Raw genomic sequence first — 24,695 nt, forward strand, 5'->3', positions numbered from 1 at the left:
GGCGATCACGCCGGGCGGGCGGCCCGCAGCGCCTCGGCCACCTCGTCCGGGGCGGCCCCCAGGTCGTACCGGCCGAACAGGTGCAGCGACTCCCCGGCGTCGATCTCCAGCAGTTCGGTGGTCAGGCCGAGCCGGGGTCGACGGTCCACGGTGATCCGCTCGACCGTGGCCCAGGGCAGCAGCCGGCGGCCGGCGTAACCATGGGCGACGACCACGCCGGCCGGGTCGACCGCGAGTCGGACCGGCGCCAGCAGGTCGCGCAGCGCCCAGCCGAGCAGGCCGGCGACGACCAGCCCGATCAGCGCCAGCTGCACCGGGTCGCCTTCGGCGAGGAGCAGGCCGAGCGCCACCAGGACGACCGCGCCGGCCAGCTTCGCCAGCGGCACGCCCGCCGGTACCCGCCACTGCCGGTCCGGGAAAGCTTCGGCATCCATCCGGCCAGCATGCCAGCGTTCGCCGGGGGACCGCGCCGGCACCCGTTCGCGGCCGGGCCAGACCGGGGGCGGACGACCGGTCCGTGGACGACGTAGGATCGGGACAGCCCAAGTTACCCGGGAGTAAACATGAGTGACGCGGTCATCGTCGGCGCGGTACGCACTCCGGTCGGGCGGCGCAAGGGCAGCCTCGCCGGCGTCCACCCGGTCGACCTTTCAGCACACGTGCTGCGCGCCCTCGCCGAGCGCACCGGGCTCGACGCCGCACTGGTCGACGACGTCTTCTGGGGCTGCGTGTCCCAGGTCGGTGAGCAGTCCTGGAACATCGCCCGCAACGGCGTGCTCGCCGCCGGGTGGCCCGAGTCCGTGCCCGGCACCACGCTGGACCGGCAGTGCGGCTCCAGCCAGCAGGCGCTGCACTTCGCCGCCGCGACGGTCCTCTCCGGCCAGGCCGATCTGGTGGTCGCCGGCGGGGTGGAGTCGATGACCCGGGTGCCGATGGGCTCCAGTGTGGCCGGCGGCATGCCGTTCAGCGACCAACTGCGGGACCGCTACCGGGGCGTCGAGGGCTTCGCCGACGACGCGGCGCTGCCGTTCAACCAGGGGGTCGGGGCCGAGCTGATCGCCCGGCGGTGGCGCTTCTCGCGTACCCAGCTCGACGAGTTCGCGCTGGCCAGCCACGAGAAGGCGGCCGCCGCGCAGGACGCCGGCGCGTTCGACCCGGAGCTCGCGTCGGTGCCGCTCACCGACGGCGGCAAGTTCGCCGCCGACGAGGGCATCCGCCGGGACACCTCGCTGGAGAAGCTCGGTGAGCTGGCCACCCCGTTCCGCACCGACGGGGTGGTGACCGCCGGGTCCGCGTCCCAGATCTCCGACGGCGCGGCGGCCCTCGCGGTCACCACCGGCGAGTGGGCCAGCCGGCACGGGCTGCGTCCGCTGGCCCGGATCCACACCGCCGTGGTCGCCGCCGACGACCCGGTCACCATGCTCACCGCGCCCATCCCGGCCACCGCGAAGGCGCTGCGCCGCGCGGGGTTGGGCATCGAGGAGATCGGTGTGTACGAGGTGAACGAGGCGTTCGCCCCGGTGCCGCTGGCCTGGCTGGCGGAGACCGAGGCGGACCCGGAGCGGCTCAACCCGCGCGGCGGGGCGATCGCCCTCGGTCATCCGCTCGGCGGCTCCGGTGCCCGGATCATGACCACGATGCTCCAGCACATGCGGGACAACGGGATCCGCTACGGCCTGCAGACCATGTGCGAGGGTGGCGGCATGGCCAACGCCACCATCGTCGAGCTTCTCTGACCTCCACCCGGCTCGTTACGGGAAAAGGCCTCGCCCCGGCCCGGCTCGGCCGCCTAGGGTGCGCGCTGTGACGACGATCGCCGGTGAGCGCGCCCCCGACTGGTCCGGAGAGCAGTGGCAGGTGCGGGCCCGTTCCTGGGTGGATGCGCAGCTGAGCCGGGCCGGCCGGCGGGTGACCGGGCCCGTGGAGCCGCGGGTGCGGCCGTGGTCGCTGGTGTGGCGGGTGCCCACCGACGGTGGGCCGGTCTGGTTCAAGGCCAACAACCCGGGCACCGTGCACGAGGCCGTCCTGATCGCGGCGCTGGCCGGGCTGGCGCCCGAGCGGGTGCTCGCACCAATCGCGGTGGACCCGGCTCGGGGCTGGTCGCTGCTGCCCGACGGCGGAGAGTCGCTGCGGGACGTCCTGGGCCGCGACGCGGACCTGGCGCACTGGGAGCGGGCGCTGCCCGGTTACGCCGCGCTTCAACTGGCCACCGCGTCACGGGCCGAGGAACTGATCGCCCTCGGCGTGCCGGACCACCGTCCCGAGGTGCTCGCCGGGCTGCTCGCCCAACTGCTCGACGATCGCGAGTCGCTGCGGATCGGCGACGAGGGCGGGCTCAGCCCGGAGACGTACGAGCGGCTGCAGGCCGAGTTGCCGGCGTACGCCGAGCGGTGCCGCCGGCTCGCCGACTTCGGCATCCCGGCCACTGTGCAGCACGACGACCTGCACGACGGCAATGTGTTCGCCGGCCCGACCGGGTACCGCTACTTCGACTGGGGCGACGCCTCGGTGGCGCACCCGTTCGGCACGCTGTTGGTGACCCTTCGCTCCATCCGGTACGCCACCGACCTGGCTGCCGACGACGCCCGGCTGGCCCGGCTGCGCGACGGTTACCTGGAGGCGTGGACCGACCGGTACGACCGTCGGACCCTGGTTGAGGCCGCGGACCTGGCGATGAACCTGGGCGCGGTCAGCCGGTCGCTCTCCTGGCGGCGCGCTCTGGACACGGCCGATCCGGCCCGGGCCGAGTACGCCGACGCGGTCCCCGGCTGGCTCGGCGAGCTGTTCGAGCCCAGCCCGCTCTGACCCACTTCTGACCACGATCCGTACGGGTGGGAAGTCGGACAGGCGGTGCGACGCGCCGCGTGGAACTTCCAAAAAATCGGCGTGACCCACGTCACCTCCGCTGAGGAGGTCGTTGGGCAGGTCATGGACGTCTTCTCCCGAACGTTCCTTCCGGCCGCCGCCGAGGCTGGCCTGGCCGCGCAGACCCTGAACCGGCACATGCCGGTCTTCCGGCGCTGTGTCGGCTCCGGTGACGCCACCATCCTGGTCACCCGCTGCAGCCGTCCGGACCGTCCGGTCACCGGCGACTACCTGCTGCTGCTCACCCACCGTCGGCTGGTGGTGACCCAGCAGACCCGGCTGCTGCACCGGTTGCGCCTGCATCTCAACACCGAGCTGCGCGAGCTGAGCAACGTCACCTGGAGCCCCGACCCGCGGCTGCACTCGGTCGAGCTGGCCGCCACCGCCATCGATGGGATCCGCGAGCGGTTCCTGATCCACACCACGCATCCGAAGCGGGTGTGGCAGCTCGACGCGCTGCTCAACCACGCCTTCCGGACTCGTCTGCGTACCCCCCGGGAGCGGATCGTCGCCACCATCGGCGAGGTGCCGGTCGCTGCGAGGCCCAGCGTGCCGCGACCCGTCGTGGCGCGCTGACGCCCCACCGCTCCACCGCTCGCGGCGGCCTTTCGCCCCGCCTTTACCGAACTCGAACACGCGCTGATCGCACCGAGCGCACCGGGTCGGCAATCATGGGCCGGTGACCGTCGAACCGCCGCACCGCGGGCTCGTCCTCGTGGTCGAGGACGAGCCGGCCATCGCCGACCTGGTCCGGCTCTATCTCACCCGCGACGGGTTCGGGGTCCATCTGGAACGGGACGGCGAGGCCGGCCTGACCGCCGCCCGCCGGCTGCGCCCGGTGGCCTGCGTCCTGGACATCGCCCTGCCCGGGCTGCCCGGCACGGAGATCTGCCGCCGGCTGCGCGAGGGCGGCGACTGGACCCCGGTCATCTTCCTCACCGCCCGGGACGACGAGGTGGACCGGATCGTCGGCCTGGAGTTGGGCGCCGACGACTACGTCACCAAGCCGTTCAGCCCCCGTGAGCTGGTGGCCCGGGTGCGCGCGGTGCTACGCCGCTCCGCCGGCGGCCCGGAGGGTGCGGACCGGGCCCGTGTCGTCGGTCCGGTGACGCTCGACCCCGCCCGGCGGACGGTCACCGCCGCCGGCGCGCCGGTGCAGCTCACCTCCACCGAGTTCGACCTGCTGGCCCACCTGATGGCCCGGCCCGGGCGGGTCTTCACCCGGGAGGAGTTGTTGGCCGGCGTGTGGGGCTACGCCGCACACGCCGGCACCCGCACCGTCGACGTGCACGTCGCACAGGTGCGGGCGAAGCTTGGCCCGGCCAGCGTGATCCGGACCCACCGCGGCGTGGGGTACGCGGCCGATGCCTGACCGTCCCGGTTGGCAGCAGCCCGCGGCGCGACCGGAGTCGCCGACGATGGCGCTGCCGGTGGTCGGCGCCCAACCCCCGGCCGCGTCCCGGCGCAGCCGATTCGGTCGGACGCTGACCGCCCGGGCGGTGCTGGTCACCTGTGCCGTGGCGCTGGTGTCGGTGCTGGTCACCGCGATCGTCGCGGTCCCGCTGGCGATCCAGGGCGCGGAGCGACGCGATCAGGAGGCGCTCGCCGCGCAGGCCCGACTCGCCGCCGAGGTGCTGCGGACCCGGCTGGACCGGGGTCGTACCGCCGACGAAGAGCGGCTCATCCAGCAACTGCGCGCCCAGGACATCGACGCGTACCTGATCCGGCGGGGGGCGGTCGACCGGCCGGGCCTGCCGCCTCGGGTGGTGCAGCGGATCGAGCAGGGTCGCAACGTGTCGGTCCGTCGCCCGGTCAACGGCAGGCGCGCACTGGTCGAGGGCCGGGCGCTGCCCGGCGGCAACGGGGTGGTCCTCTCCCGCGCCTCGGGGACCGGGCTGTGGCGGCAGGTGCTGCTCAGCCTCTGGTTGCCACTGCTGGCCGGGCTCGCCGCCGGCGTGGTGGCCGGGCTGCTGCTGGCCCGCTGGCTGGCCGGGCCGATTCGTGCCGCGGCCACCGCCGCCGCTCGCCTGCGCGCCGGGGACCGCACCATACGGGTGCCGGTCGAGCCGCCGGACGAGGTCGCAGACCTGGCCGAGGCGCTGAACGGGTTGGCCGCCGCGCTGGCCACCAGCGAGGGCCGGCAGCGGGAGTTCCTGCTCTCCGTCTCGCACGAGCTGAGGACCCCGTTGACCGCGATCCGGGGGTACGCCGAGGCGCTGGCCGACGGGGTGATCGACGCGGACGGCACGGCCAGCACCGGCCGGACGGTGCTGGCCGAGGCCCAGCACCTGGACCGGTTGATCGGCGACCTGCTGGCGCTCGCCCGGCTGGAGGCCGCCGACTTCCCGCTGGAACCGGTGCCGGTGGACCTGGCCCGGCTGGCCGTCGACGCCGAAGCGACCTGGTCCGGCCGGTGTATGGCGGTCGGAGTGCCGTTCCGGGTGGAGACGCCGGGCGGGCCGGTGCCGGTGTACACCGATCCGGGGCGGATCCGGCAGGTGGTGGACGGGCTCCTGGAGAACGCGCTGCGGGTCGTACCCCCGGGGGCGCCGGTGGTGCTCGCGGTCCGGGCGGCCGGCGCGGACCCGGCCGCTGGCGGCGTGCTGGAGGTCCGCGACGGCGGGCCCGGCTTCACCGACGACGATCTGGCGGTGGCGTTCGAGCGCGGTGCGCTGCACCAGCGTTACCGGGGGGTGCGCAAGGTGGGCAGCGGGCTGGGGCTGGCACTGGCCGCCGGGCTGGTCCGCCGGCTGGGCGGAGAAATCGTCGCGGGTCACGCGCCGGAGGGCGGCGCCGCGTTCACGGTCCGGCTGCCCGGAGATCCTTACCAGACCCGAACATCGGCCTGATGATCCGCTCGTCGTCGCCGGGCAGGCTTAGGGCTCCACGGACGAGAGGGAGAGTCATGCCACGTTGGGGATCTGCGGCAGTCACCACGTCACTGCTCGCGGTGGTCGCGCTCGGCGTCAGCGGCTGCGGCGCGGCCGAGGTGGCCAGCCAACCCGCCCGGGAGGCCGCGGTCGAGGTCGCCGCGGCGATGGGTGTGGAGGGCCAGGCACTGGCCGCCATGGGCTTCGACGCCAACGACCTGGACGTGCAGACCGTCGCCGCGCCGGCCGCCCCGGCACCCGGCGGGTCGGCCACGCCCGGCGCTTCCCCGAGCGCGCAGGAGAAGGCGCGGCAGAAGCGCGGCGAGGAGTGGCGCAAGCGCCGCCAGGCCCGGGTGCTGCTGCGCAGGAACACCCTGCACGGTGAGGCGGTGGTGCAGACGAAGGACGGCGGTACGAAGACGGTCGCCGTGCAGCGCGGCGAGGTGACCGCGATCGACGGCGACTCGATGACCGTGAAGTCCACCGACGGCTTCACCATGACGTGGACCTTCGGTGACGACCTGCGGGTCGTCGAGCGGCGCGCCACCGTGCAGCCGAGCGACGTGAAGGTCGGTACGACGCTCGGCGTCGCCGGCGCGAAGGACGGCGACAAGGGCGTGGCCCGCCTCATCCTCATCCCCCGCGCCAAGTAAGCGCCCAGTGAAAGGAAGGGCCCCTTATTAACGCCAGGCGTTAATAAGGGGCCCTTCCTTTCACTTCGTCAGTAGACGCGGGAGCCGATGAAGTCGTCGTGACCGTAGCCGACCGGGTTGGCGGCGGTCCGGGGCTCGAACGACCACTGCTGCCGGGTGCTGGTGGAGCAGCCGGCCAACCGCAGCCGGGGACTGCCCAGCCACGGGTTGTCGAACGCCACGCAGAGGTTGCTGGCGCCGGCCGGCTTGATCTGGTTGCCGGCGAAGACGAACTGCTGGGCGGGGGTGCCGTTGCAGTCGTAGATGTTGACCGCGGTGCCGGAGGTCAGCGACCCGTTCGCGATGTCGAGGCATCGGTCGTGTGACAGCTCCGAGTGCAGCGACCGTCGGCCCGGGTCGTACCAGAAGCCCTGGTTACGCCCACCGTGGCAGGCGTACGGCTGCTGGACGGTGCCGTTGCGGGAGTCGTACCCCTTGCCGTCGACACAGGTGCCGGTGGCCAGGTTGCGCAGCTGCTTGAACTCCAGCAACCCCGGGTAGAGCACGCCGCCGCCGGTGCTGGCCGGGTCGACGCAGCTGGCCCGATCCTGCCCCGAGTTCCAGAACTGGGTGATGCACTGGGCGAACATGCCGTGTCCGCGGGCGTTGGGGTGGAACGACTGTCGGGCGGCGTTCTCGTCCCAGATTCCCAACTCGATGTAGAGGCCGCGGACCGAGGTGTTGTCCGTGCACACCTCGTGGCCGTGGAAGAGCCGGCTGGCATCCAGGTAGCGGGTGCCGGTCTGGGTGGCCGCGGCGCGCAGCGCCGACTCGAACATCGGTACGGCCTTGTTCCGGGCGAACGCCGCGTCGGCGAGGTAGAGCAGGCAGCCGCCGGAGTACCAGCCGGGGAAGTTCGGGTTGTCCTCCACGTCCGGGCTGCCCGGGCTCGGGTACGACATGAGCACCAGCTCGTAGTCCGAGCGGAGGTAGCCGGCGTTGGTCATGGTCTGCCGGATGTCGTTGAGCGCGTCGACCACGGCCTGCCGACTGCCGTCGGTGCGGATCGTCCACTGGTCGGTGTAGCGCGGGTAGCAGGGGCCTTGGAAGAAGACCCGGCTGATCGCGCAGTCGGTGGCGACCGGGCCGAACTGGATGGTGCCGTCGCCGTTCGCGCCGACGACGACCCAGATGAGCTTCACGTGCGTGTTACGCGCCTTGATTCCCAGGTAGTCGCCCTGGTTCAGCTCGTTGTGCTGGGTCGGGCCGCCGGCGATCAGGTTCCACGGGGTGGCGCCGGAGCAGGCCAGGTTGTACTGCGCGTCCGAGGGGATGCCGGTGCGGAACAGCGCCTGGTCGTACGAGCGGTCGCACCAGTTGCCGGGTTCGTGGGTGCCGGGGACGTAGTTGCCGACCCCCTCACCGGAGATCTCGCTGTCACCCATGGTGATCAGCGTGGTGCGGCGTTGGTCGATCGGGCGGATCGCCGGGGTGCCGTAGAGGGCGGTCGCCTCGGCGGCCCGGATGGCCTCCAGGTTGGCGGGGAGTGGTTGGACGCTCGGCCGGTCGGCGGCGGTGGCGGGGGCGGCCGGTCCGGCGAGCATCGGCAGGACGAGAGCGGCGACGGCGACGGCGACGGTGAGAGCCCGTCGTCGGGTCGCGCGTTCGGGCCTGGCGGGGGTAGCAGGCATCGACGCACTCCTTTCGGCTCAATCGCGGGACGTCGATTGAGTTACCAGACGGTAACGTGCTGATCAACGGATGTGAATACGCTTCGGATCCTTGCGCGCGGGATGCAGAACCGCCCGGATCGGACGATCCGGGCGGCGTGGGTGCGGGGTGGGTGGTCCGGGCTCGCTGCGGGCGATGCGGTCCGGCGGTCAGCGGCCGGGCGGCAGCGCGTAACCGACGTAGCCGCGGAACTCCAGTCGCCAGCCGGCCGGGACCAGCTTGGCGCACGCCGGCTGGCTGCCGGTGCAGACGATCGCGTCCACCGAGGTGGGGTCGGCCGGCGGGCGTTCCGGCAGCACCGACTGCAACGCCACCAGGTCCGGCGAGCGTCCGTCCGGCTGCCGCAGCAGCAGCCACCACGGGTACTCCCAGTTGTCGTTCTGCTCCACCAGACCGATCCGGCGTGCACCGCTGTCGTGGACCGCTGCCGCGGCCCAGCGGAACTCGTCGGCCCACTGTGGGCGACGCAGGAACCGGGTGTCCCAGTCCGACGTGGTGAAGACCGATCCGTTGCCGACGAGCCGGCGTGGGAACCCGTACGACAGCGCGAGCACCCCGGCCAGCGCCGAGGTGGCCAGCACGCTGACCGCCGCCACCGTGGCCACCGACCGCCGCCCCCGGTCGGTCCCGGGCCTGTCTGCCGCAGCGCCGAACTGGCGGCGGAAGAGCGCGTCCAGCCACAGCCCGGCCAGCGGCACGGCGAGCACCAGGGCGTAGAGCAGCAGCCGGTTTCCCCACGGTTGCCACTTGATCATCGCGGTGTGCAGCAGCACGGTGGCCAGCACCACCACCGCGTACCCACGCATCGGCCCGGCCTGCCCCGGGTCGATCCGGCGCGGCCGGACGAGCGCGACCGCCGCGCCGATCAGCGCCAGTGCTCCGGCGATCGGGTACGCCACCCGGTCCTCGTCCGGGTACCAGGCGGGCTCCGGAAAGACCTCCCGGCCGAAGGTGATCGCCCGGTCCTGCGGGTCGACGCCGATCAGGTCCGCCCCGCCGATGATCGCCTCGGCGCCCACCCGGCGCAGCGGCGCCAGCGGCGTGTCGAACGCGGTGTGCCCGATCCGTAGCGCGTTGACCAGGATCGACGGCGGGTCGTGTCGTTCCATCGGGATCGACTCGCGCAGCCGGGGTGGCCCCAGCGGATGCCCGAACTCGACGGTCACCCGGGCCAGGAACGGACCGACCACCGTGGCCGCGACCAGGAGGATCAGCGCCGAACCGCCGACGGTGCGCGCCACCGCGCCGGTCGGCCGCGGCCGACGCACCCCACCGACCGCCGTCGCGTCGGCCGGTGCCCGGTCGGTGGTCAGGGCCAGCCGGAGCTGGGCCAATCCCCAGAGCACCAGCAGCGGGCCGACAGCGATCAGGCCGCTGGTCTTGGTCACCGCGGTCAGGCCGGTGGCGGCGCCGAGCGCGAGCAGGGTGCCCCAGCCGGTACGGCGGCGCAGCCCGTCCAGCACCAGGGTGGCCGCGCAGGCCACCCACGCCGCGCAGACCAGGTCGGTCTGCGTGCTCGTTGCCTGCAGCACCACCATCGGTGTGCTGGCCAGTACGAACGCGGTGATCAACTGGGCCCGCCGGCCGCCGCCGAGTTGCGCGGTGATCCGCGCGGTCACCAGCAGGCAGGCCACCCCGGCCGCCCACTGCACCAGGTTGTGCAGTTGGTCCCCACCGGTGAGCAGGCGCAGGTGCAGCAGCAGATACTCGGCGCCGGGCGGAATGGTCACCTGCCGGTGGATGGCCGTGGCCCAGAAGTCGAGGTCGCCTTGGGCCACCCAGTGCTCGACCTTGGGCAGGTGGTACGTCTGCGAGTCGAAGTTGTTCGGCTCGGCCAGCAGCGCGACCAGCAACTCCAGCAGGACCAGCCCGCCGACCGTGCCGGCGAGCAAGCGCTCGCCCCGACCCGCCGTACGCCAGGTGTCGACCGCCCTGCCGAGCCGGCCGGCGAGAGTCCGATCGACCCGCCGCGGCACGGAGTCACGCCCGGCTCCACCGCCGTCGGCGGGCGGGGCGGGCGTCTCCGGGCCGGTGCCAGCGGCCATGGTGGCGCCGACCGCGACCGGCCGGGGTGCCGCGGCGGCCGGCTGCGCGAGCCAGGTCACCTGGCGCCACCGCAGCCCTGCGGCCGTCGCGGCGGCAGTCAGGAAGAGCAGCCAGGCGGCGACGAACGCCGGTCGGGTGAGCGCGTGCAGCGCGCCGAGCAACTCGACGACGAGCACCGCGTACGCGCCGGTGAGCAGGGTGGCGCGCACCACCGCGAGCCGCAGCGGTGCCACCGCGTCGACCCCGCGCGGTCTCGTCGCGACGGTGAGCAGGAGCACCGCGGCGGCAGGAACCGCCGCGAGCAGGGAGCCGGCAGCCGACATGGCGGAGAGTAAACACCATCCGGCTGAATCCGCCACGCTGACTGCCCGGTGGTGACGGCCGGCGTTCGCCCGACCAGCCAGGCTAGGCTATGCCCGACGTATTGTCGCCACCGTGGAGATTTCCGTGAAGCTCTCGATCCTCATGCCGGTCTACAACGAGGAAGAACGCATCGCGGATGCCCTCAAGCAGGCACTGGCGGTGGACTATCCGTGTGAGATCGAACTGGTCGTGGTCGACGACGGCAGCCGGGACGGCACCGGCGAGATCCTGGGTTGCGCCGACGACGCCCGCCTGCGGGTCATCACCCACCAGCGCAACGCCGGCAAGGGCGCGGCCATCAAGACGGCGGTGGACAGCGCCGAGGGCGACTACATGGTCATCCTCGACGCCGACCTGGAATACGACCCACAGGACATCCCCAAGCTCCTCGACCCGGTGCTCGACGGGCGGGCCACCGTTGTCTACGGCAATCGCACCTTCGGCAGCCACAGCGCCTACAGCTTCTGGTACGTGATGGGCAACAAGGGCGTCACGATGGCGGCGAACGTGCTGTTCAACTCGTACATCGGTGACCTGGAGACCTGCTTCAAGCTGATGCCGGTGGCGCTCTACCGGTCGCTCGACGTGCGCTCGCGCGGCTTCGGCATGGAGGCCGAGGTGACCGGCAAGCTGCTGCGCCGCCGGATCCGGCCGTACGAGGTGCCGATCAGCTACCGGGCGCGTGGCCGGGAAGAGGGCAAGAAGATCACCTGGAAGGACGGCGTCGAGGCGATCTGGATCCTCGGCCGGGAACGCGCCCGCCGCCGTCCCACCACGCCGGCTCGCTGACCGCTCAGCGGCCGGCGGCCAGCAGCGCCCCGGCCAGGAAGGCGTCGACCGAACGGCGCAGGCCGGCGCTGTCGAGCCCATGCCACCGGTTGTGGTCCTCGGGCGAGCCGTAGCGGCGCAGATCCTTCCTCCCCACCCCCAGGGCGAGCAGCCGATGTGGCCGGTCCACCAGTGCCGCCGACACCACCCGGCTGGACGTGCCGGCCAGGTACGGCTCGACCAGGATCACCTCGGTTCCCGCCAGTGCCCGCAGCCCGGCGGTGTCGAACGGTCGCGGCCGGTGGGTGTAGGCCACGGTGACCGGCAGGTCGGCGACGGCGGCCAGCGCCGCGTCCAGCACTGGTCCGACCGCCACCAGCAGCGGGGCCCCGGGCCCGGCGTCACGCACCACCGCGAGCGAGCCGTCGCCGCCGCGTGGCCGGTCGTTCTGCAGTACCGAGAGCCGCAGGTACGCCGAGCCGTCGCCGGCCACCGCGTTCCGCAGCAGCGCGGGCACCTCCCCCGGGTGGCCGGGGACGTGCACCGTCCAGCCGTGCAGGGTGTCGATCAGTGACACGTCCGCCGGGGACAGATGCGTGCGGCCGGACGCAGCGCGGTCGTACGAGCCTCCGACGCCGACCAGCACCGCGGACGCGTCCTGGTGGTCCAGGTCCAACTTGAGCTGCTCGTATGCCCGCTCGACCAGGAACGGCGCGTAGCTGTGCACGATCGGCCGCAGGCCGGTGAGGGCGAGCCCGCCGGCCACTCCGACCATCAGTTGCTCCCGGATGCCGACGTTGAGCACCCGGTCCGGATGCCGCGCGGCGGCCGGGGCGAACGCGGCGGCGGAGATGTCGGCGAGCACCAGCGCGGTGTGCGGATCCTCGGCCAGCAACTCGGTGGTGGTGGCGGTGAAGATGTCGCGCATTGTCACTCCTTCGTCTTGGCGACCGCGACGACGACGTGCGGCCGGTCCCGGTGCTGGCTGGTGAGGGCGGTGTGCAGCGCGTCGTGGTCGTGTCCGTCGACGGTGGTGGCGGTCCAGCCGTTCACCGTGAACCGGGCCGCCAGGCCACCAGGCCAGCCGTGGGTGGCCGAGTGGTTGTCGACAACCACGGCGGTCAGGTTTCCGAGGCCGGTGGCGCCGGCGTACGCGATCGCCTCGTGGTTCGATCCCTCGTCCAGCTCGGCGTCGCCGAGCAGCACGTACACCCGGGTAGTGAGCAGGCCCTGGGCTCGCAGCCCGAGCGCGGTGCCCACGCCCAGGCCGAGGCCGTGCCCGAGCGAGCCGGAGCCGATCTCCACCCCCGGCACCAGGGTCCGGTCCGGGTGGTCGCCGAGGCGGCTCGCCGGGCCGCCCTGGTCGTCGAGCCAGCCGGCGGGGAGGAAGCCCTTGGCGGCGAGCACCGCGTAGTAGCCGGCCACGGCGTGCCCCTTGGAGAGCAGGAACCGGTCCCGCTCGGGATCGTCGACGGTGCCCGGGGTGATCCGCAGGACGCGGTGGTAGAGCACCCAGAGCACATCGATGGTGGAGTACACGTTGGCGCCGAACTCCCGGCCGGCGCGTAGCCGCTCCAGCGGGCCGGCCACCGGCCCCGGCACCGGCGGCAGGGCCGCGTTGGCAGTCGTCATCGTCATCTGGATAGCCTGTGAGTTGAAGGGCACTTCAACTCAAGGACCGGGTGATGCAGGACTCACTGACCATCGGGGAGCTGTCCGTCCGCTCGGGCGTGGCGCCGTCGGCGCTGCGCTACTACGAGCGGCTCGGTCTGATCCGCGCCGACCGTACCGGCGGCAACCAGCGCCGGTACGCCCGCGCCGAGCTGCGCCGGGTCGCCTTCATCCGGATCTCCCAGCAGGTCGGCGTCTCGCTCGACGAGATCCGCGCGGCGCTGGACTCGCTGCCCGAGGCGCGTACGCCCAGCCCGCAGGACTGGGCGCGGCTCTCCGCCAGCTGGCGTGGTCGGCTGGACGAGAAGATCCGGCTGCTCACCAAGCTCCGCGACGACCTGGACGGCTGTATCGGCTGCGGCTGCCTGTCCCTGCAGCGCTGCACGCTCTACAACCCCGGTGACGCCCTCGGCGGGGAGGGGCCTGGCGCCCGCCTGATGCTGCCCCGCCCGGCGGCCGACGCGTCCGCCTGACGCGCACCCCGCCCCGCCCGGTTCCCGGCGTCACCCGACGGTGAGCAGCACCTTGCCAACGTGATCGTTCGACTCGACCAGCCGGTGCGCCTCGGCTGCCTCGGTCATCGGCAGCCGCCGGTCCACCACCGGCCGGATCCTGCCAGCCTCGATCAACGGCCACACCTCGTCCCGTACGCCCTGGACGATCTCCGCCTTCTCGGTGAGCGGCCGGGCGCGCAGGGTCGTCGCCAGAACGCTGGCTCGCTTGGTCAGCAGAGCGCCGAGATCCAGTTCGGCGTTGCGGCCACCCTGTAGCCCGATCACCACCAGCCGGCCACCGGTGGCCAACGCGGCGACGTTGCGGTCCAGGTAGGCCGCACCCATGATGTCGAGGATGACGTCGACGCCGTGGCCGTCGGTGGCTCGCCGGGCCTCCTCGACGAAGTCCTGCTCCCGGTAGTCGATCGTGTGCGCCGCGCCTAGTTCGCGCAGCCTGGAATGCTTGGTCGCGCGAGCGGTCGCCAGGATCGTGGCGCCCAGGGCCGCCCCGAACTGGATCGCGAAGGTGCCGATCCCGCTGCCGCCGCCGTGCACCAGCAGCGTGTCGCCCGAGTTCAGGCGGCCCACCGGGACCAGGTTCGACCAGACGGTGCAGGCCACCTCGGGCAGCGCCGCGGCGTCGACCAGGTCGACGCCGGCCGGCACTGGCAGCAACTGCCCGGCGGGGACCGCGACCCGCTCGGCGTACCCGCCGCCGGTCAGAAGGGCGCAGACCTGCTGGCCGATCGCCCACCCGGTCACCTCCGGACCGATCGCGCTGATCACCCCGGAGCACTCCAGCCCCAGGTATTCGGGTGCGCCGGGCGGCGGAGGGTAGTGCCCCTGCCGTTGCAGCAGGTCCGCGCGGTTGACTCCGGCGGCCCGCACATCCACGATCACCTCGCCCGGGCCGGGCTCGGGATCGGGGACCTCTGCCCAGATCAGCGCGTCGGGTCCACCGGGCTGCGGAATGGTGATGGCTCGCATGGGCTCAGTCTTACCCGATGACACTGCGGGCCGCAGGCGCACTCGATCCCGTCCCGTTGCCCACTGTGGACGATCAGACGTGGTTCCGGCGCCGCGCCACCCCGTCGGGGAGGGACGCCGGGCCGCGCGCCCGGTGCCATGGCAGACTAGGCACGGCCGCGCACCCCCGGGTGGCGGCCCGGGAGGGTTCGCCTAGTGGCCGATGGCGCTGGTCTTGAAAACCGGTAAGGCAGCGATGTCTTCGTGGGTTCGAATCCCACACCCTCCGCCCCCCGGAACAGCTTAAATGCCCCCTGACCAGCGCAAACGCCGGTCAGGGGACGTGTCTGTGGACGGCGAGCGGTCCCGCTCGGGGCGATCCAGCATGATTGTGGGCGTGCGCTACTTGATCTCTCACCCAGACGCGTTGGCCGAGCTTGGCGATCTGGACGTTGCGCTGTACGACGGCACTCGACCCGTGCCCGAGAATCTGGACGACGTCGAGTTCTACGCGGTTCCGTACGGGATCATCGATCCGCGCTTCTGCGAGCCGATCGCCCGGATGCCCCGGCTCAAGGTGGTGCAGACCGTGACCGCCGGTTACGACCATGTCCTGCCGTACCTGCGGCCCGGCCTGACTCTGGCCAACGGCCGGGGCGTGCACGACGCGGCCACCGCCGAGCTGGCCGTGGCGCTCACCCTCGCCGCCCGGCGTCGGCTGCCGGAGTTCGTCCGGGCCGGGGGCGAGGGCCGCTGGGCCTCGGGTTGGTCGACCGGGCTGGCTGACGCCCGGGTGCTGATCGTCGGGTACGGCTCGATCGGCGCCGCGATCGAGCGCCGGCTCGCTGGGTTCGAGGTGGAGATCAGCCGGGTGGCGCGGAGCCCCCGCCCCGGCGTACGGCCAGTTTCCGATCTTCCGGAGATGGTGCCGCAAGCGGATGTCGTCATCCTGGCCACGCCGCTGACCCCGGAGACCGAGGGCCTGGTGAACAAGGAGTTCCTCGCCAGCATGGCCGACGGCGCCCTGCTGGTGAACGTGTCACGGGGGCGGGTGGTGGACAGCGATGCGCTGCTCGCCGAGCTCAGCACGGGCCGGCTGCACGCCGCCCTGGACGTCACCGAACCCGAGCCGCTGCCCGCCGACCACCCGCTGTGGTCCGCACCGAACGTCCTGATCAGCCCGCACGTCGGTGGCCTGACCGCCGCGTTGGCGCCCCGGGCCCGCCGGCTGCTGGTCGACCAGGTCCGGCGGTACGCCGCGGGCGAGCCGCTCGCGAACGTCGTCATCGGGCCGTGAGTTCCGGGTCCGACCGGGCACCGGGCCCTCGCCCGCGTCCGGCCGCCGCCTCGTAGCTGACAAGAACGACGAGGAACGCGGTGAGCAGGCCGAGACCGGTCAGGCCGGGCAGATACCGTCCGGCGGGAAGTAACAGCAGTGCCACGCCGGGGGCGAGGAATTGCCCCGGCCGCACGGACCGGACGCTGAAACTCAGGAACGTCGCCCTGCCCGCGAGGTAGAGGGCCGTCCCGCCGAACAGGGCGACGGCCGGGATCCAGTTCACGGCGTCGGTTCTGTGCGACTCGTCATGTACCAGGCCGGCGAGCACCTGCTCCACCCCCAGCGCCAGGTAGATGGTGCCGGCGATCAGCGGGAAGTGGGCAAGGGTGTAGGCGTTGGCGGCCACCTGATCCCGTCGCAGGCCGAAATTCATGGTCAGCGCCTGCCGTGCGGCCGCCGCGCTATGGGAGTAGAGCCAGTACAGGCAGACCGTGGCGGCGAGCGTGAGGAGCGCGGCCACCAGGACCGGTCCACGGATCATTTCCGCCCCGACCCCGGCGCCCACCGAGATCAGGGACTCGCCGAGCGCGATGATCACCACGAGGCTGTGCCGCTCCGTGAAGTGGCCCGGGCTGCGCACGGGCCATCCGCTCAGCACGGAGGCGACCACCCCGCCGCCCATGTCGATCACGAGCGCTGCCGTCCAGAGCAGGATCTGCGCGGTGCCGCCGAACACGGCACCAACGACCAGTGGGACCCAGGACAGTGGGGTGGTGAGGGCGTACACGCGAATGGTCCGGAGCAGCCGTGGACTGCCCACCGCTGCCCAGTGGTAGAGGACCAGATGGATCACTCGCACCACGATGTAGGCCAGTACCAGGATCAGCCGGGGTCCCAACGCTGACGGTCCGGATTCCCACACGTCGGGGATGACGAGAGCGGCGAGAAAGACGGCTGCCATCCCGACGGTGACGCCGGCACGGATCAGCCCGACATCGATTCGGGCCTGGTTTCCCAACCAGGAGTACACCAGCCAGGAGTTCCACAACAGCAGGAGGACGAGGAAACCCTGCACCAGGGTCACCGGCGCGGGCCGTGCGCTCATGAACTCGGTGACCCGGATGAACCCGAAGACGAACACCAGATCGAAGAAGATCTCGAAAAGGGTCGTACGGTGCGTCTCTGCGGTCACCACCGGCCGTGACCGGAAGATCCGCCCCATCACCTCATCTTCATCGCTCGCCACGCCGCGCTGGCGTCATTCAGGCAACCCGAGCGGCGCGCCGGCGTCCGGTGGCTGGCTTTTCGTCGCGGAGAGACGCGCCAGCGGTTGGTTCCGTACCCCTCGCCGCCGTCACTCCGGTGGGTCCGTGGCCCGCAGGCTCTCCCGGATCGTCTCGTCGGCCAGCCGCTCGATCGCGCGCCGGCGCTCCTCGGCGATGGCCCGCTCGTCCCGGCGGCGCAGCGCGGTGAAGACGGCTGCTACGAAGTCCCGCCAGATCCCGGCCACGAGGTCCCCCTGTGGAGCGTTGGCCCAGACTCAACGGTAGCGCCGTTGACCCGGCACTACCGCTTTCCGGTCGTCGGAGAGGCCGCGAAGGGGTAAGAAGGGGCAGGAATCTCCGCGAAAACCGGAAGGACGCGTCCCGATGACCCTGGAACGACCGATCGCCCCGGACCCGTACGAGCTGCTGCCGACGGTGCCCTCGTTCACGCTGACCAGTGACGACGTGCAGAACGGCGAGCCGATGGATGCCCGGCACGCGCACGGCAGCACGGGGGGTGACAACGTCTCCCCGCAGCTGACCTGGTCGGACTTCCCCGCCGAGACGAAGAGCTTCACCGTGACCTGCTACGACCCCGACGCGCCGACCGGTAGCGGCTTCTGGCACTGGGTGCTGGTGAACGTGCCGCTCGGCGTCACCCAGCTGCCCAGCGGCGCGGGTGGCGCGGCGGGCGCGGATCTCGGTGGAGCGTTCTCGGTCCGCAACGACTACGGCGAGCAGGGCTACGGCGGCGTGGCTCCGCCCCCCGGTGACCGCCCGCACCGGTACGTCTTCGCGGTGCACGCCCTGGACGTCGACCGTCTCGACCTGACCCCCGACGCCAGCCCCGCCTACGTCGGCTTCAACCTCACGTTCCACACCCTCGCCCGAGCGGTGATCCGCCCGACGTACCAAATCAAGGACTAACCGCTCCCCTCCCCCCGCTCCCCCCACCCCCAGACCCGCGCGATCTTGCACTTCCTGCCCGGACATACCCGGCATGAGGGGCATGTCGACGACCGAAAGTGCAAGATCGCGGGGTGGGCGGGGTGGGGCGGGGGTGGGGGTTAGTCGGGGACGCGGGCCACGGCGAAGACGGACTGGCCGAACGGGGGGCGGATGCGCTGTTCGGCGGCCTTGGTGGCGGGGAGGACGATCGTGTCGTACACCTTCACCATCGGGCCCTCCTTCGGCATCAGCCGGAAGACCTTGGTGGCCATGAAGTAGCCGAGCAGCCCCAGCGCGTTGGCGTAGTGGATCTTCTCCACGGTCAGGCCCGCCTCGGTCATCGCCGCTCCGAGCGTCTTCTTCGTGTAGCGGCGGACGTGCCCGGTGGCGATGTCGGCCGGGCTCATGGCGAACTGGAACGCCGGCACGATGATGATCACGGCACCGCCGGGTCGGACCAGGTCACGCATGCTGCGCAGCGCGCCCACGTGGTCCTCGATGTGCTCCAGCACGTTGTACGAGACCGCGGCGCTGTAGTCGCCCCGATCGTTGTGCGGCAGCAGCATCTGCCGGACATCGATGCTCGGCTGGTCGGCGAGGCGCTCCTTGAGCTGCACCAGTCGGTCCGGATCGGCCTCGGTGGCGGTGAACCGGGGCAGCCGCCGCGACCATTCCAGCGCGTAGTCACCGAGACCGCTGCCGATCTCGATCGGGTCGTCACCGAGGTACGGCACCGCCAGTTCGACGAACCAGCGACGGTGGTTGACAGCGGTCGCCAGGCCTTCCAGAACCTCGGACTGGACGCGCTGATCCCCAGTGATTTCTGCCATGCGTCGATTCCTCACGATATGAACTCGACCCGTGCCTGGACCGACAGAGTGAATCATCCGCTCGGATGGCAGAAGAATCGGGGCAGCGGCGTGGCCGAATTGCGGTCGGGGGTGGGCACGTGATCGGCGGTCGGCGAACCCGGCACATAGTACGGCAGTACCCCGAAACATGTCACGGCAGTGCCATACGCTGACTACCCTATGAATTGCCATGACTACTCCTGAATCGGACGCGCCCGGAGGCGGCCCGGTCGCCGCGTCGACGGCGCAGGGCGATGGCGTCCGTGCGGCCGGCAGCGGCAAGCGGGCCGATCTGGCCGCCGTGCTGAGCTTCGTGGTGCTCGGCTTCTGGGTCACCGGGCGGCTCTGGCTGGAACCGGGCAGCGGGGTACGGGACAACCGCTCAGATCAGTCGCAGTTCGAATGGATGATGGCGCACGGTGCACGGGTCGTCACCCATTTCGCATATCCGTTCCATTCGGACCGGATGAACGTGCCGGACGGCGTCAATCTCATGGCGAATACATCCGTATTATCCGTTTCGCTGCCAATGACACCGGTCACCGTGCTCCTCGGACCGCGCGCGGCATTCCTGCTCTTTCTCACCGCTGGAATGATTGCCACCGCCACGGCCTGGTACTTCCTGCTTTCCCGGGTCCTGATCGGCGCCCGCGGGCCGGCTTGGCTGGGTGCCGGCTTCTGCGCGTTCGCGCCGGCCATGGTGTCGCACGCCAATGCGCATCCGAACATCGTGTCGCAGTTCGTGGTCCCACTGATCATCTGGCGAACGCTGCGGCTGGGCGAGCCGGGCCGCTGGCTGCGCAACGGCGTGCTCCTCGCGTTGGTGATCGTCTGGCAGGCCTTCCTCAACCTGGAGATCCTGCTGATGACGGCGATCGGGCTGGGCGTGATCGTCGGCGCGCTCGCCCTCGGCCGCCGGGAGCTGCGATCACGGGCCCGGCCGTTCCTCGCCGGTCTGGCCGTCGCCGCCGGGGTCGCCGGGCTTTTGTTGGCGTACCCGCTCTACGTCCAGTTCTTCGGGCCGGGCGCGTACTCCGGGCTGTCCCGCCTGATCCGCGGCTATTCCAGCGACCTCGCCTCGTTCGTCGCGTACTCCCGGGAGTCGCTTGCCGGCAGCCCGCGTACGGCGGCGAGCCTGGCCAAGAACCCGACGGAGGAGAACAGCTTCTTCGGGTGGCCGCTGCTGGTGCTGGTGATCGCCCTGGTCTGGTGGCTGCGCCGCTCGGTCGTCGTGCTCGGGCTGGCCGCCCTCGGGCTGCTCTTCGCGGTGCTCTCACTGGGCCGGGTGATCCGGTTCGCCGGCAGGGGCACCGGCGTGCCGGGGCCCTGGGCGGCGCTGGAGAATCTGCCGGTCCTGCACTCGGTGGTGCCGACCCGGTGGGCCCTGGCGATCACCCCGATCATCGGGCTGCTGCTCGCCTACGGCGCCGAGCGGGCGCGCGAGTTGGCCCAGTCGCAGCCGGTCGCTCGACGGCAGATCCGCTTCGTCACGGCCACCGTGCTCACGATGGCCCTGCTGCCGATCCTGCCCACCCCGCTACCGGTGGCCCGCCTCGACCCGGTCCCCGCCTTCGTCACCAGTGGGGCCTGGCGGCCGTACGTGGCCGGCGGGCGCAGTGTGGTGACCCTGCCGCTGCCGGACACCAACTACGCGGAGCCGCTGCGCTGGTCCGCAGCGACCCGATTGGACATGCCCCTGGCCCGCGGCTACTTCCTCGGCCCGGACACCCGCCGGAACGCCGAGAAGCCGCGGATCGCGCTGTTCACCGCACCACCCCGCCCCACCAGCAGCTTCTTCGGCACCATCCGGCGCACCGGCGCGGTGCCGCCGATCACCCCCCAGAGCCGGGTGAAGGCGGTCGACGACCTGCGCTACTGGCGGGCCGGCGTGGTCATCCTCGGGCCACAGGAGTACGAGGCGGCACTGCGCCGGGGGATGACCGAGCTGACCGGGATCCAGCCGATCTTCACCGGCGGAGTGTGGGTGTGGGACGTGCGGCCGTTGACCGACTGACCGAGGCTCAGGCCTGGCGGACGCAGCAGCCCTGGCAGACCTTCGGGCTGGGCAGCGTGAAGGCGAGGCAGCAGGTGCGCCGCTGCACGCTCGGCTCACCGGTCGGCCCCGGCACCAGCTCGACCAGGTCCGCCAGGTCGAGCGCGCCGAGCAGGGTGTCGATCGTCTGCACCGTCGGGCCGGGCAGCCCGTCCGCGGCCCGCAGGATGCCGTGCGAGATGCCGGAGGCGACCGAGCCGAGCAGCGTCCGGGTGCCGACCCGGACCTCCGCCTGGATCGCCGCGATGAGCGGGGCCAGGTGGGCGTCGAGGAGCGAGGCGCGCAGCGCGGCCAGCAGCTCCGCTTCGCCGGCGACGACCCGCACCTCCGGGTGGCCGGCCAGCGCCAGCGGGTCGTTCGGCAGCACCGCCACGGTGGTGCTGCGGCGCAGACCCAGGGTGAGCAGCGGCCGGTGGTCCTCGAAGTGGATCAGCACGTCGGACGGGTCGAGCAGCGGCACCCGCCGGGCCGAGGCCCAGCCGAGCACGACCGGCAGCGCCGTCCAGTAGCTGTACGACTTCCAGGCCAGCGCGGCGCAGGCGTGCGGCGTGCCGCCCCAGCGCAGTGTGGCGGCGTGCAGCAGATCGGGCAGCCGACTGCCGTCGATCAGGGTGGTCGCGGGCGCCCAGCCGAACTCGTCGTCGACCAGCAGGCCCGGTGCGAGCCCGGGAAGATCGTCGGTGCCGAACATGGCACGCAGTGCCGCGGTGACGGGGGCGAGCGGCGTGGCGGTCACGTCCCGCCTCGGCATCACCGCTGTCACCGTGTCATCCCCCGTCCGCGTGACCGAGGAGCACCTCGGCGGACGACCCTGCCGTCCTGAGCTAAGGCTAGCCTAACCACACGCGTAGGTCTAAGGGAAGCCTCACCTGAGCCGTATCGGGAGGTCAGGGTCACTCCGCTCCCGGCGGGAGCAGCGCTCCGCCCCGGCCTTCTACCCGGCCGCGGCCTCGGAAAACACCGGCGCAGGATCGATGTCGGTCGGTGGATTGTCAAGCAAAGTGTCGGCAAGGTGGCAGATGCGTGTGCGTACGGGCACGGAACGTGAAACTGATACTCCCGGCCACGAGGAAGCCGATGACGACCTCCCCCCTCGAACGGGCTGCCGACTCCTTCGCGGCCGAGCTCGCCCGGCAGCGGACCGGGCGGGGGCTGTCCAAGAAGCAACTGGCCGTCCTGATGGGGTTCGACCCGTCCTACGTCAGCCACGTCGAGGGGCGCCGGCACCGCCCGACCGAGGACTTCGCCCGCCGTGCCGAGGCCGTCCTGGAGGCCAGCGGCGCGATCTGGCAGCGCTTCCGGGAGTACGACGAACTACGGCACGCCCGCGCCGGTCAACAGCACCGCGAGCCGCACCTGCCCGGCCAGTGGCTGCCACCCGGCACCGGCCTCGTCGTGGAGCGGGAACTCGCCACCCTCACCCTCACCCACACCGACGACAGCTACCGGTGCGTCATCCACCGCGAGCTCTACAACGCCGGCACCGAGCCGATCAACCGCTACCTGGTCCGGGTCGCCGTCGACCGCTACCCGAACGACCCCGGTCGCTCCAACCGGCACCACCGCGAGCACCCACTCACCTTCGCCGAGCTGCAACTACAGGCCCGCCGGGACGACGGCGGCGGTGACCCGGAGCCGATGCACTGGCGGGCGAAACACGACCGGGACGCGTTCAAGGAAATCTGGCTGCTCTTCGAGAACAGCGAGCGGCGCTTCCCGCTCTACCCCGGTGACCGGGCCACCATCGAGTACGCGTACTCCGTCGGGCAGGAGAAGTGGGGTCCCTGGTTCCAGCGGGCCGTGCGGCTGCCCACCCGACAGCTCGCTGTCCGCCTGGACCTGCCGGCGGCGCTCGACGCGCAGGTCTGGGGGGTGGAGACCTCGCTCTCGGCGGAGGAGGGCCCGCTGCGAACGGCGCCGCAGCGCCGCGACGAGGGCGGCCGGGCGATCTTCGACTGGCAGACCGATGACCCACCGCTGAACGCCCGCTATCGCATGCAGTGGCGATTCCGGGCGCGCCCGGACACCGACCCGGACGTCGGCCCCGGCGGGGCCCGGGTCCGGCCCAGCGACCGGATGCGCGGGCTCGGCATCGTCCAGCGCGGCGCCGACCTGCTCCGCCAGCGCGGCCGCCCGTTCGACCTGCCCGCCGAGGAGCAGGTCGCCCGGGAGGTGGTCGACCGGCTCAGCACGGCCCTGGCCCGGCTCGACGAGCTGCATCCGTTCAGCAAGGGGGTCGGCGTCGCCGCCCCGCAGCTCGACATCGGTCGGGCGGCGGCCGTGGTGCGGCCCCCCGACCGCTCGGCGGAGCCGGTCGTGCTGCTCAACCCCCGGGTGGTCGACGCCGACCCGGACACCGACGAGCAGTACGAGGGCTGCCTCTCCTTCTTCGACCACCGTGGCCTGGTGCCCCGGCCGCTGCGACTGGACGTGGAGCACGCCCAGTGGGACGGCAGCCGGATCATCACCTCGTTCGAGTTCGGCATGGCCCGGCTGGTCGCGCACGAGATCGACCACCTGGAGGGCCGGCTCTACGTGGACCGGATGGCGCCCGGCGTGCCGCTGGTGCCGGTGGAGGAGTACCGGGAGACCGGGCACCCCTGGCGCTACTGAGACAGGGGCGGGACCGGGGCGCGTGCCCCAGGGGGCAGGGGCACGCGCCCCGGTGTGGGGGGAGGAACGCCTAGAGGTCACCGAAGGTGTCGTAGCGGATGTGCTGCGGCGGCACCTCGTCCGCGGCCAGCACCCGCAGCGTGGACCGGACCATCCGGGCCGACCCGGAGACGTAGCAGTCGTGCGTGGTCCACGGGCCGTACCGGGCCACCACGTCCGGGATGTCACCCAGCTCGCCGTCGAAGTCCGGGTCCTCGCTGCACGCCGCGGTGACCGACAACCACGGGTGTACGGCGACCAGCTCCTGCAACCCGGCCAGGCCGTACAGATCCGCTGCCTGGCGGGCGCCGTGGAAGACGTGCACCCACCGGGTGCGGTTGTAGCTGGCCACCTCCTTCACCAGCGCCTTGATCGGGGCCAGCCCCACCCCGCCGGCCACGCAGAGGATGTCCCGCTCCGAGGACCGGTCCAGCGTCATCGACCCCATTGGCGCCGCCAACCGGAGCAGGTCACCCGGGCGCACCCGGCGGACCAGCGCACCGGACACCCAGCCGGCCCCGGACGACCGCACGTGGAACTCCAGCACGTTGTCGTCGTTCGGGGCGTTCGCCACCGAGTACGTCCGCCACACCCGAGGGTGGTGGCGCGGCACCTCCAGGCTCACGTACTGGCCCGCCCGCCACGGCAGCGGATGCTGCAACGCCCGGCAGGTCAGCACGGCGGTGTCCGGGCCGTACCGCTCGTGGGTCAGCACCTCGGCGTGCCAGAACGGCGGGTTCTCGTCGTTCGCCGCCCCGGCGAGCATCTTCGCCGAGATGGCCGCGTACGCGTCCGTCCACGCCTGGTCGTACTCCAGGTTCCAGCCGTCGCCGGCGGTGCTGCGCAGCGCGTCCAGCAGCGCGACGCCCATCGTCTTGTAGTGCTGCTCGTCGACGTGGTACTTGCGGTGGTCGCGGCCCAGCGCCCGGAGGAACTCGTCGAAGCTCTCCGGGTCGTCGACGGTGTGGATCGCCGTGATGATCGCTTCCAGCAGACGGTCGCCCTGGCCGGTCATCTGCACCGGGAAGAGCTGCCGAAGGGCAGGGTCGAGCAGGAACAGCCGGGCGTAGAAGTGGCTGCTCAGCCGGACCCGGTCCTCCTCGACCAGGGTCCAGCTCTCTTTCAGCAACCGTGCGACGTTGTCCACGGGGGGCGCTCCTTCTCCAGACGGCAGCGGATCGGGCGCCCATAGAATCTCCACGGAGCGTGCTCACCGGTCGCACAGAATGTGCGATCGGTTC

At 72.1% G+C, this 24,695-nt stretch carries 23 protein-coding genes and 1 tRNA gene; 13 read left to right on the plus strand and 11 right to left on the minus strand.

The genetic code is table 11. The features are described from left to right. Nucleotides 1-5: 5 nt before the first annotated feature. Complete coding sequence (locus tag ACWD5O_RS03625; protein WP_387325094.1) at nt 6-434, minus strand: PH domain-containing protein; 429 nt, start codon at nt 432-434, stop codon at nt 6-8. Between the two features lie 129 nt (nt 435-563). On the opposite strand from ACWD5O_RS03625, the gene ACWD5O_RS03630 reads away from it, so the two are divergent. The 6 genes from ACWD5O_RS03630 to ACWD5O_RS03655 all read left to right on the plus strand — a co-directional run bounded on the left by ACWD5O_RS03630 (nt 564) and on the right by ACWD5O_RS03655 (nt 6,388). After that, nucleotides 564-1,736: a thiolase family protein gene (locus ACWD5O_RS03630; protein ID WP_387325097.1), complete on the plus strand. Its 1,173-nt coding sequence runs from the start codon at nt 564-566 to the stop codon at nt 1,734-1,736. A gap of 67 nt (nt 1,737-1,803) precedes the next feature. Then, nucleotides 1,804-2,805 (plus strand): aminoglycoside phosphotransferase family protein, encoded by a 1,002-nt coding sequence (locus ACWD5O_RS03635; RefSeq protein ID WP_387325100.1) that lies wholly within the window; start codon nt 1,804-1,806, stop codon nt 2,803-2,805. A gap of 123 nt (nt 2,806-2,928) precedes the next feature. Further along, nucleotides 2,929-3,441 carry a hypothetical protein gene (locus ACWD5O_RS03640; RefSeq protein ID WP_449936804.1) on the plus strand — a complete coding sequence of 171 codons (513 nt, stop codon included), beginning with the start codon at nt 2,929-2,931 and terminating at the stop codon, nt 3,439-3,441. Between the two features lie 103 nt (nt 3,442-3,544). After that, nucleotides 3,545-4,237, plus strand: coding sequence for a response regulator transcription factor (locus tag ACWD5O_RS03645; RefSeq protein ID WP_354967198.1), 693 nt, complete (start codon nt 3,545-3,547; stop codon nt 4,235-4,237). A gap of 46 nt (nt 4,238-4,283) precedes the next feature. Then, a complete protein-coding gene (locus ACWD5O_RS03650; RefSeq protein ID WP_449936801.1) occupies nt 4,284-5,714 on the plus strand; it encodes a sensor histidine kinase in 1,431 nt (476 codons plus the stop codon). 56 nt (nt 5,715-5,770) lie between these two features. Then, on the plus strand, nt 5,771-6,388 hold the full coding sequence (locus tag ACWD5O_RS03655; RefSeq protein ID WP_354967199.1) for a hypothetical protein: 618 nt from the start codon (nt 5,771-5,773) through the stop codon (nt 6,386-6,388). 68 nt (nt 6,389-6,456) lie between these two features. Here the strand turns inward: ACWD5O_RS03655 and ACWD5O_RS03660 are convergent, their stop codons facing one another. Next, on the minus strand, nt 6,457-8,058 hold the full coding sequence (locus ACWD5O_RS03660; protein WP_449936757.1) for a ricin-type beta-trefoil lectin domain protein: 1,602 nt from the start codon (nt 8,056-8,058) through the stop codon (nt 6,457-6,459). Between the two features lie 189 nt (nt 8,059-8,247). Beyond that, nucleotides 8,248-10,467, minus strand: a complete 2,220-nt coding sequence (locus tag ACWD5O_RS03665; RefSeq protein ID WP_449936755.1) for a hypothetical protein — start codon at nt 10,465-10,467, stop codon at nt 8,248-8,250. A 124-nt stretch (nt 10,468-10,591) separates the two neighbouring features. On the opposite strand from ACWD5O_RS03665, the gene ACWD5O_RS03670 reads away from it, so the two are divergent. Then, nucleotides 10,592-11,296, plus strand: a complete 705-nt coding sequence (locus ACWD5O_RS03670) for a glycosyltransferase family 2 protein (RefSeq protein ID WP_354967225.1) — start codon at nt 10,592-10,594, stop codon at nt 11,294-11,296. 4 nt (nt 11,297-11,300) lie between these two features. Here ACWD5O_RS03670 and ACWD5O_RS03675 read toward each other — a convergent pair whose 3' ends face one another. Then, nucleotides 11,301-12,203 (minus strand): transketolase family protein, encoded by a 903-nt coding sequence (locus tag ACWD5O_RS03675; RefSeq protein ID WP_449936753.1) that lies wholly within the window; start codon nt 12,201-12,203, stop codon nt 11,301-11,303. Nucleotides 12,204-12,205: 2 nt separating this feature from the next. Beyond that, a complete protein-coding gene (locus ACWD5O_RS03680) occupies nt 12,206-12,913 on the minus strand; it encodes a transketolase (RefSeq protein WP_449936751.1) in 708 nt (235 codons plus the stop codon). Nucleotides 12,914-12,960: 47 nt separating this feature from the next. Here ACWD5O_RS03680 and soxR point away from each other — a divergent pair, with 47 nt between their 5' ends. Then, a complete protein-coding gene (gene soxR / locus ACWD5O_RS03685; RefSeq protein WP_074315362.1) occupies nt 12,961-13,419 on the plus strand; it encodes a redox-sensitive transcriptional activator SoxR in 459 nt (152 codons plus the stop codon). A gap of 30 nt (nt 13,420-13,449) precedes the next feature. Here soxR and ACWD5O_RS03690 read toward each other — a convergent pair whose 3' ends face one another. Beyond that, nucleotides 13,450-14,427, minus strand: coding sequence for an NAD(P)H-quinone oxidoreductase (locus ACWD5O_RS03690; RefSeq protein WP_387325118.1), 978 nt, complete (start codon nt 14,425-14,427; stop codon nt 13,450-13,452). A 181-nt stretch (nt 14,428-14,608) separates the two neighbouring features. Between ACWD5O_RS03690 and ACWD5O_RS03695 the strand changes: the two genes are divergently transcribed. Both ACWD5O_RS03695 and ACWD5O_RS03700 read left to right on the plus strand, forming a co-directional pair. Beyond that, nucleotides 14,609-14,695 (plus strand) — tRNA-Ser (locus ACWD5O_RS03695). 108 nt (nt 14,696-14,803) lie between these two features. Next, the gene (locus ACWD5O_RS03700) at nt 14,804-15,703 is read left to right on the plus strand and encodes a 2-hydroxyacid dehydrogenase (protein ID WP_449936748.1); all 900 of its coding nucleotides are present in this window, start codon (nt 14,804-14,806) and stop codon (nt 15,701-15,703) included. Here the strand turns inward: ACWD5O_RS03700 and ACWD5O_RS03705 are convergent. Both ACWD5O_RS03705 and ACWD5O_RS03710 read right to left on the minus strand, forming a co-directional pair. After that, nucleotides 15,690-16,907, minus strand: a complete 1,218-nt coding sequence (locus ACWD5O_RS03705; protein ID WP_449936746.1) for a low temperature requirement protein A — start codon at nt 16,905-16,907, stop codon at nt 15,690-15,692. The two genes, ACWD5O_RS03700 and ACWD5O_RS03705, sit on opposite strands and share 14 nt — an antisense overlap. A 132-nt stretch (nt 16,908-17,039) precedes the next feature. Beyond that, a complete protein-coding gene (locus tag ACWD5O_RS03710) occupies nt 17,040-17,195 on the minus strand; it encodes a hypothetical protein (RefSeq protein WP_354967207.1) in 156 nt (51 codons plus the stop codon). Between the two features lie 139 nt (nt 17,196-17,334). Here ACWD5O_RS03710 and ACWD5O_RS03715 point away from each other — a divergent pair, with 139 nt between their 5' ends. Further along, on the plus strand, nt 17,335-17,877 hold the full coding sequence (locus tag ACWD5O_RS03715; RefSeq protein WP_354967208.1) for a YbhB/YbcL family Raf kinase inhibitor-like protein: 543 nt from the start codon (nt 17,335-17,337) through the stop codon (nt 17,875-17,877). A gap of 140 nt (nt 17,878-18,017) precedes the next feature. On the opposite strand, the gene ACWD5O_RS03720 is transcribed toward ACWD5O_RS03715, so the two are convergent. Next, nucleotides 18,018-18,728 carry a class I SAM-dependent methyltransferase gene (locus ACWD5O_RS03720; RefSeq protein WP_450084470.1) on the minus strand — a complete coding sequence of 237 codons (711 nt, stop codon included), beginning with the start codon at nt 18,726-18,728 and terminating at the stop codon, nt 18,018-18,020. A 211-nt stretch (nt 18,729-18,939) separates the two neighbouring features. Between ACWD5O_RS03720 and ACWD5O_RS03725 the strand changes: the two genes are divergently transcribed. Next, on the plus strand, nt 18,940-20,763 hold the full coding sequence (locus tag ACWD5O_RS03725) for a hypothetical protein (protein ID WP_450084471.1): 1,824 nt from the start codon (nt 18,940-18,942) through the stop codon (nt 20,761-20,763). A 7-nt stretch (nt 20,764-20,770) separates the two neighbouring features. On the opposite strand, the gene ACWD5O_RS03730 is transcribed toward ACWD5O_RS03725, so the two are convergent. Then, the gene (locus ACWD5O_RS03730) at nt 20,771-21,553 is read right to left on the minus strand and encodes an IucA/IucC family C-terminal-domain containing protein (protein WP_449936798.1); all 783 of its coding nucleotides are present in this window, start codon (nt 21,551-21,553) and stop codon (nt 20,771-20,773) included. Nucleotides 21,554-21,879: 326 nt separating this feature from the next. Here ACWD5O_RS03730 and ACWD5O_RS03735 point away from each other — a divergent pair, with 326 nt between their 5' ends. Next, a complete protein-coding gene (locus ACWD5O_RS03735; protein WP_450084472.1) occupies nt 21,880-23,415 on the plus strand; it encodes a peptide deformylase in 1,536 nt (511 codons plus the stop codon). Between the two features lie 70 nt (nt 23,416-23,485). On the opposite strand, the gene ACWD5O_RS03740 is transcribed toward ACWD5O_RS03735, so the two are convergent. Then, a complete protein-coding gene (locus ACWD5O_RS03740; protein ID WP_450084473.1) occupies nt 23,486-24,601 on the minus strand; it encodes a globin domain-containing protein in 1,116 nt (371 codons plus the stop codon). Nucleotides 24,602-24,695 lie beyond the last annotated feature (94 nt).

The organism is Micromonospora sp. NPDC005161, from assembly GCF_053599855.1.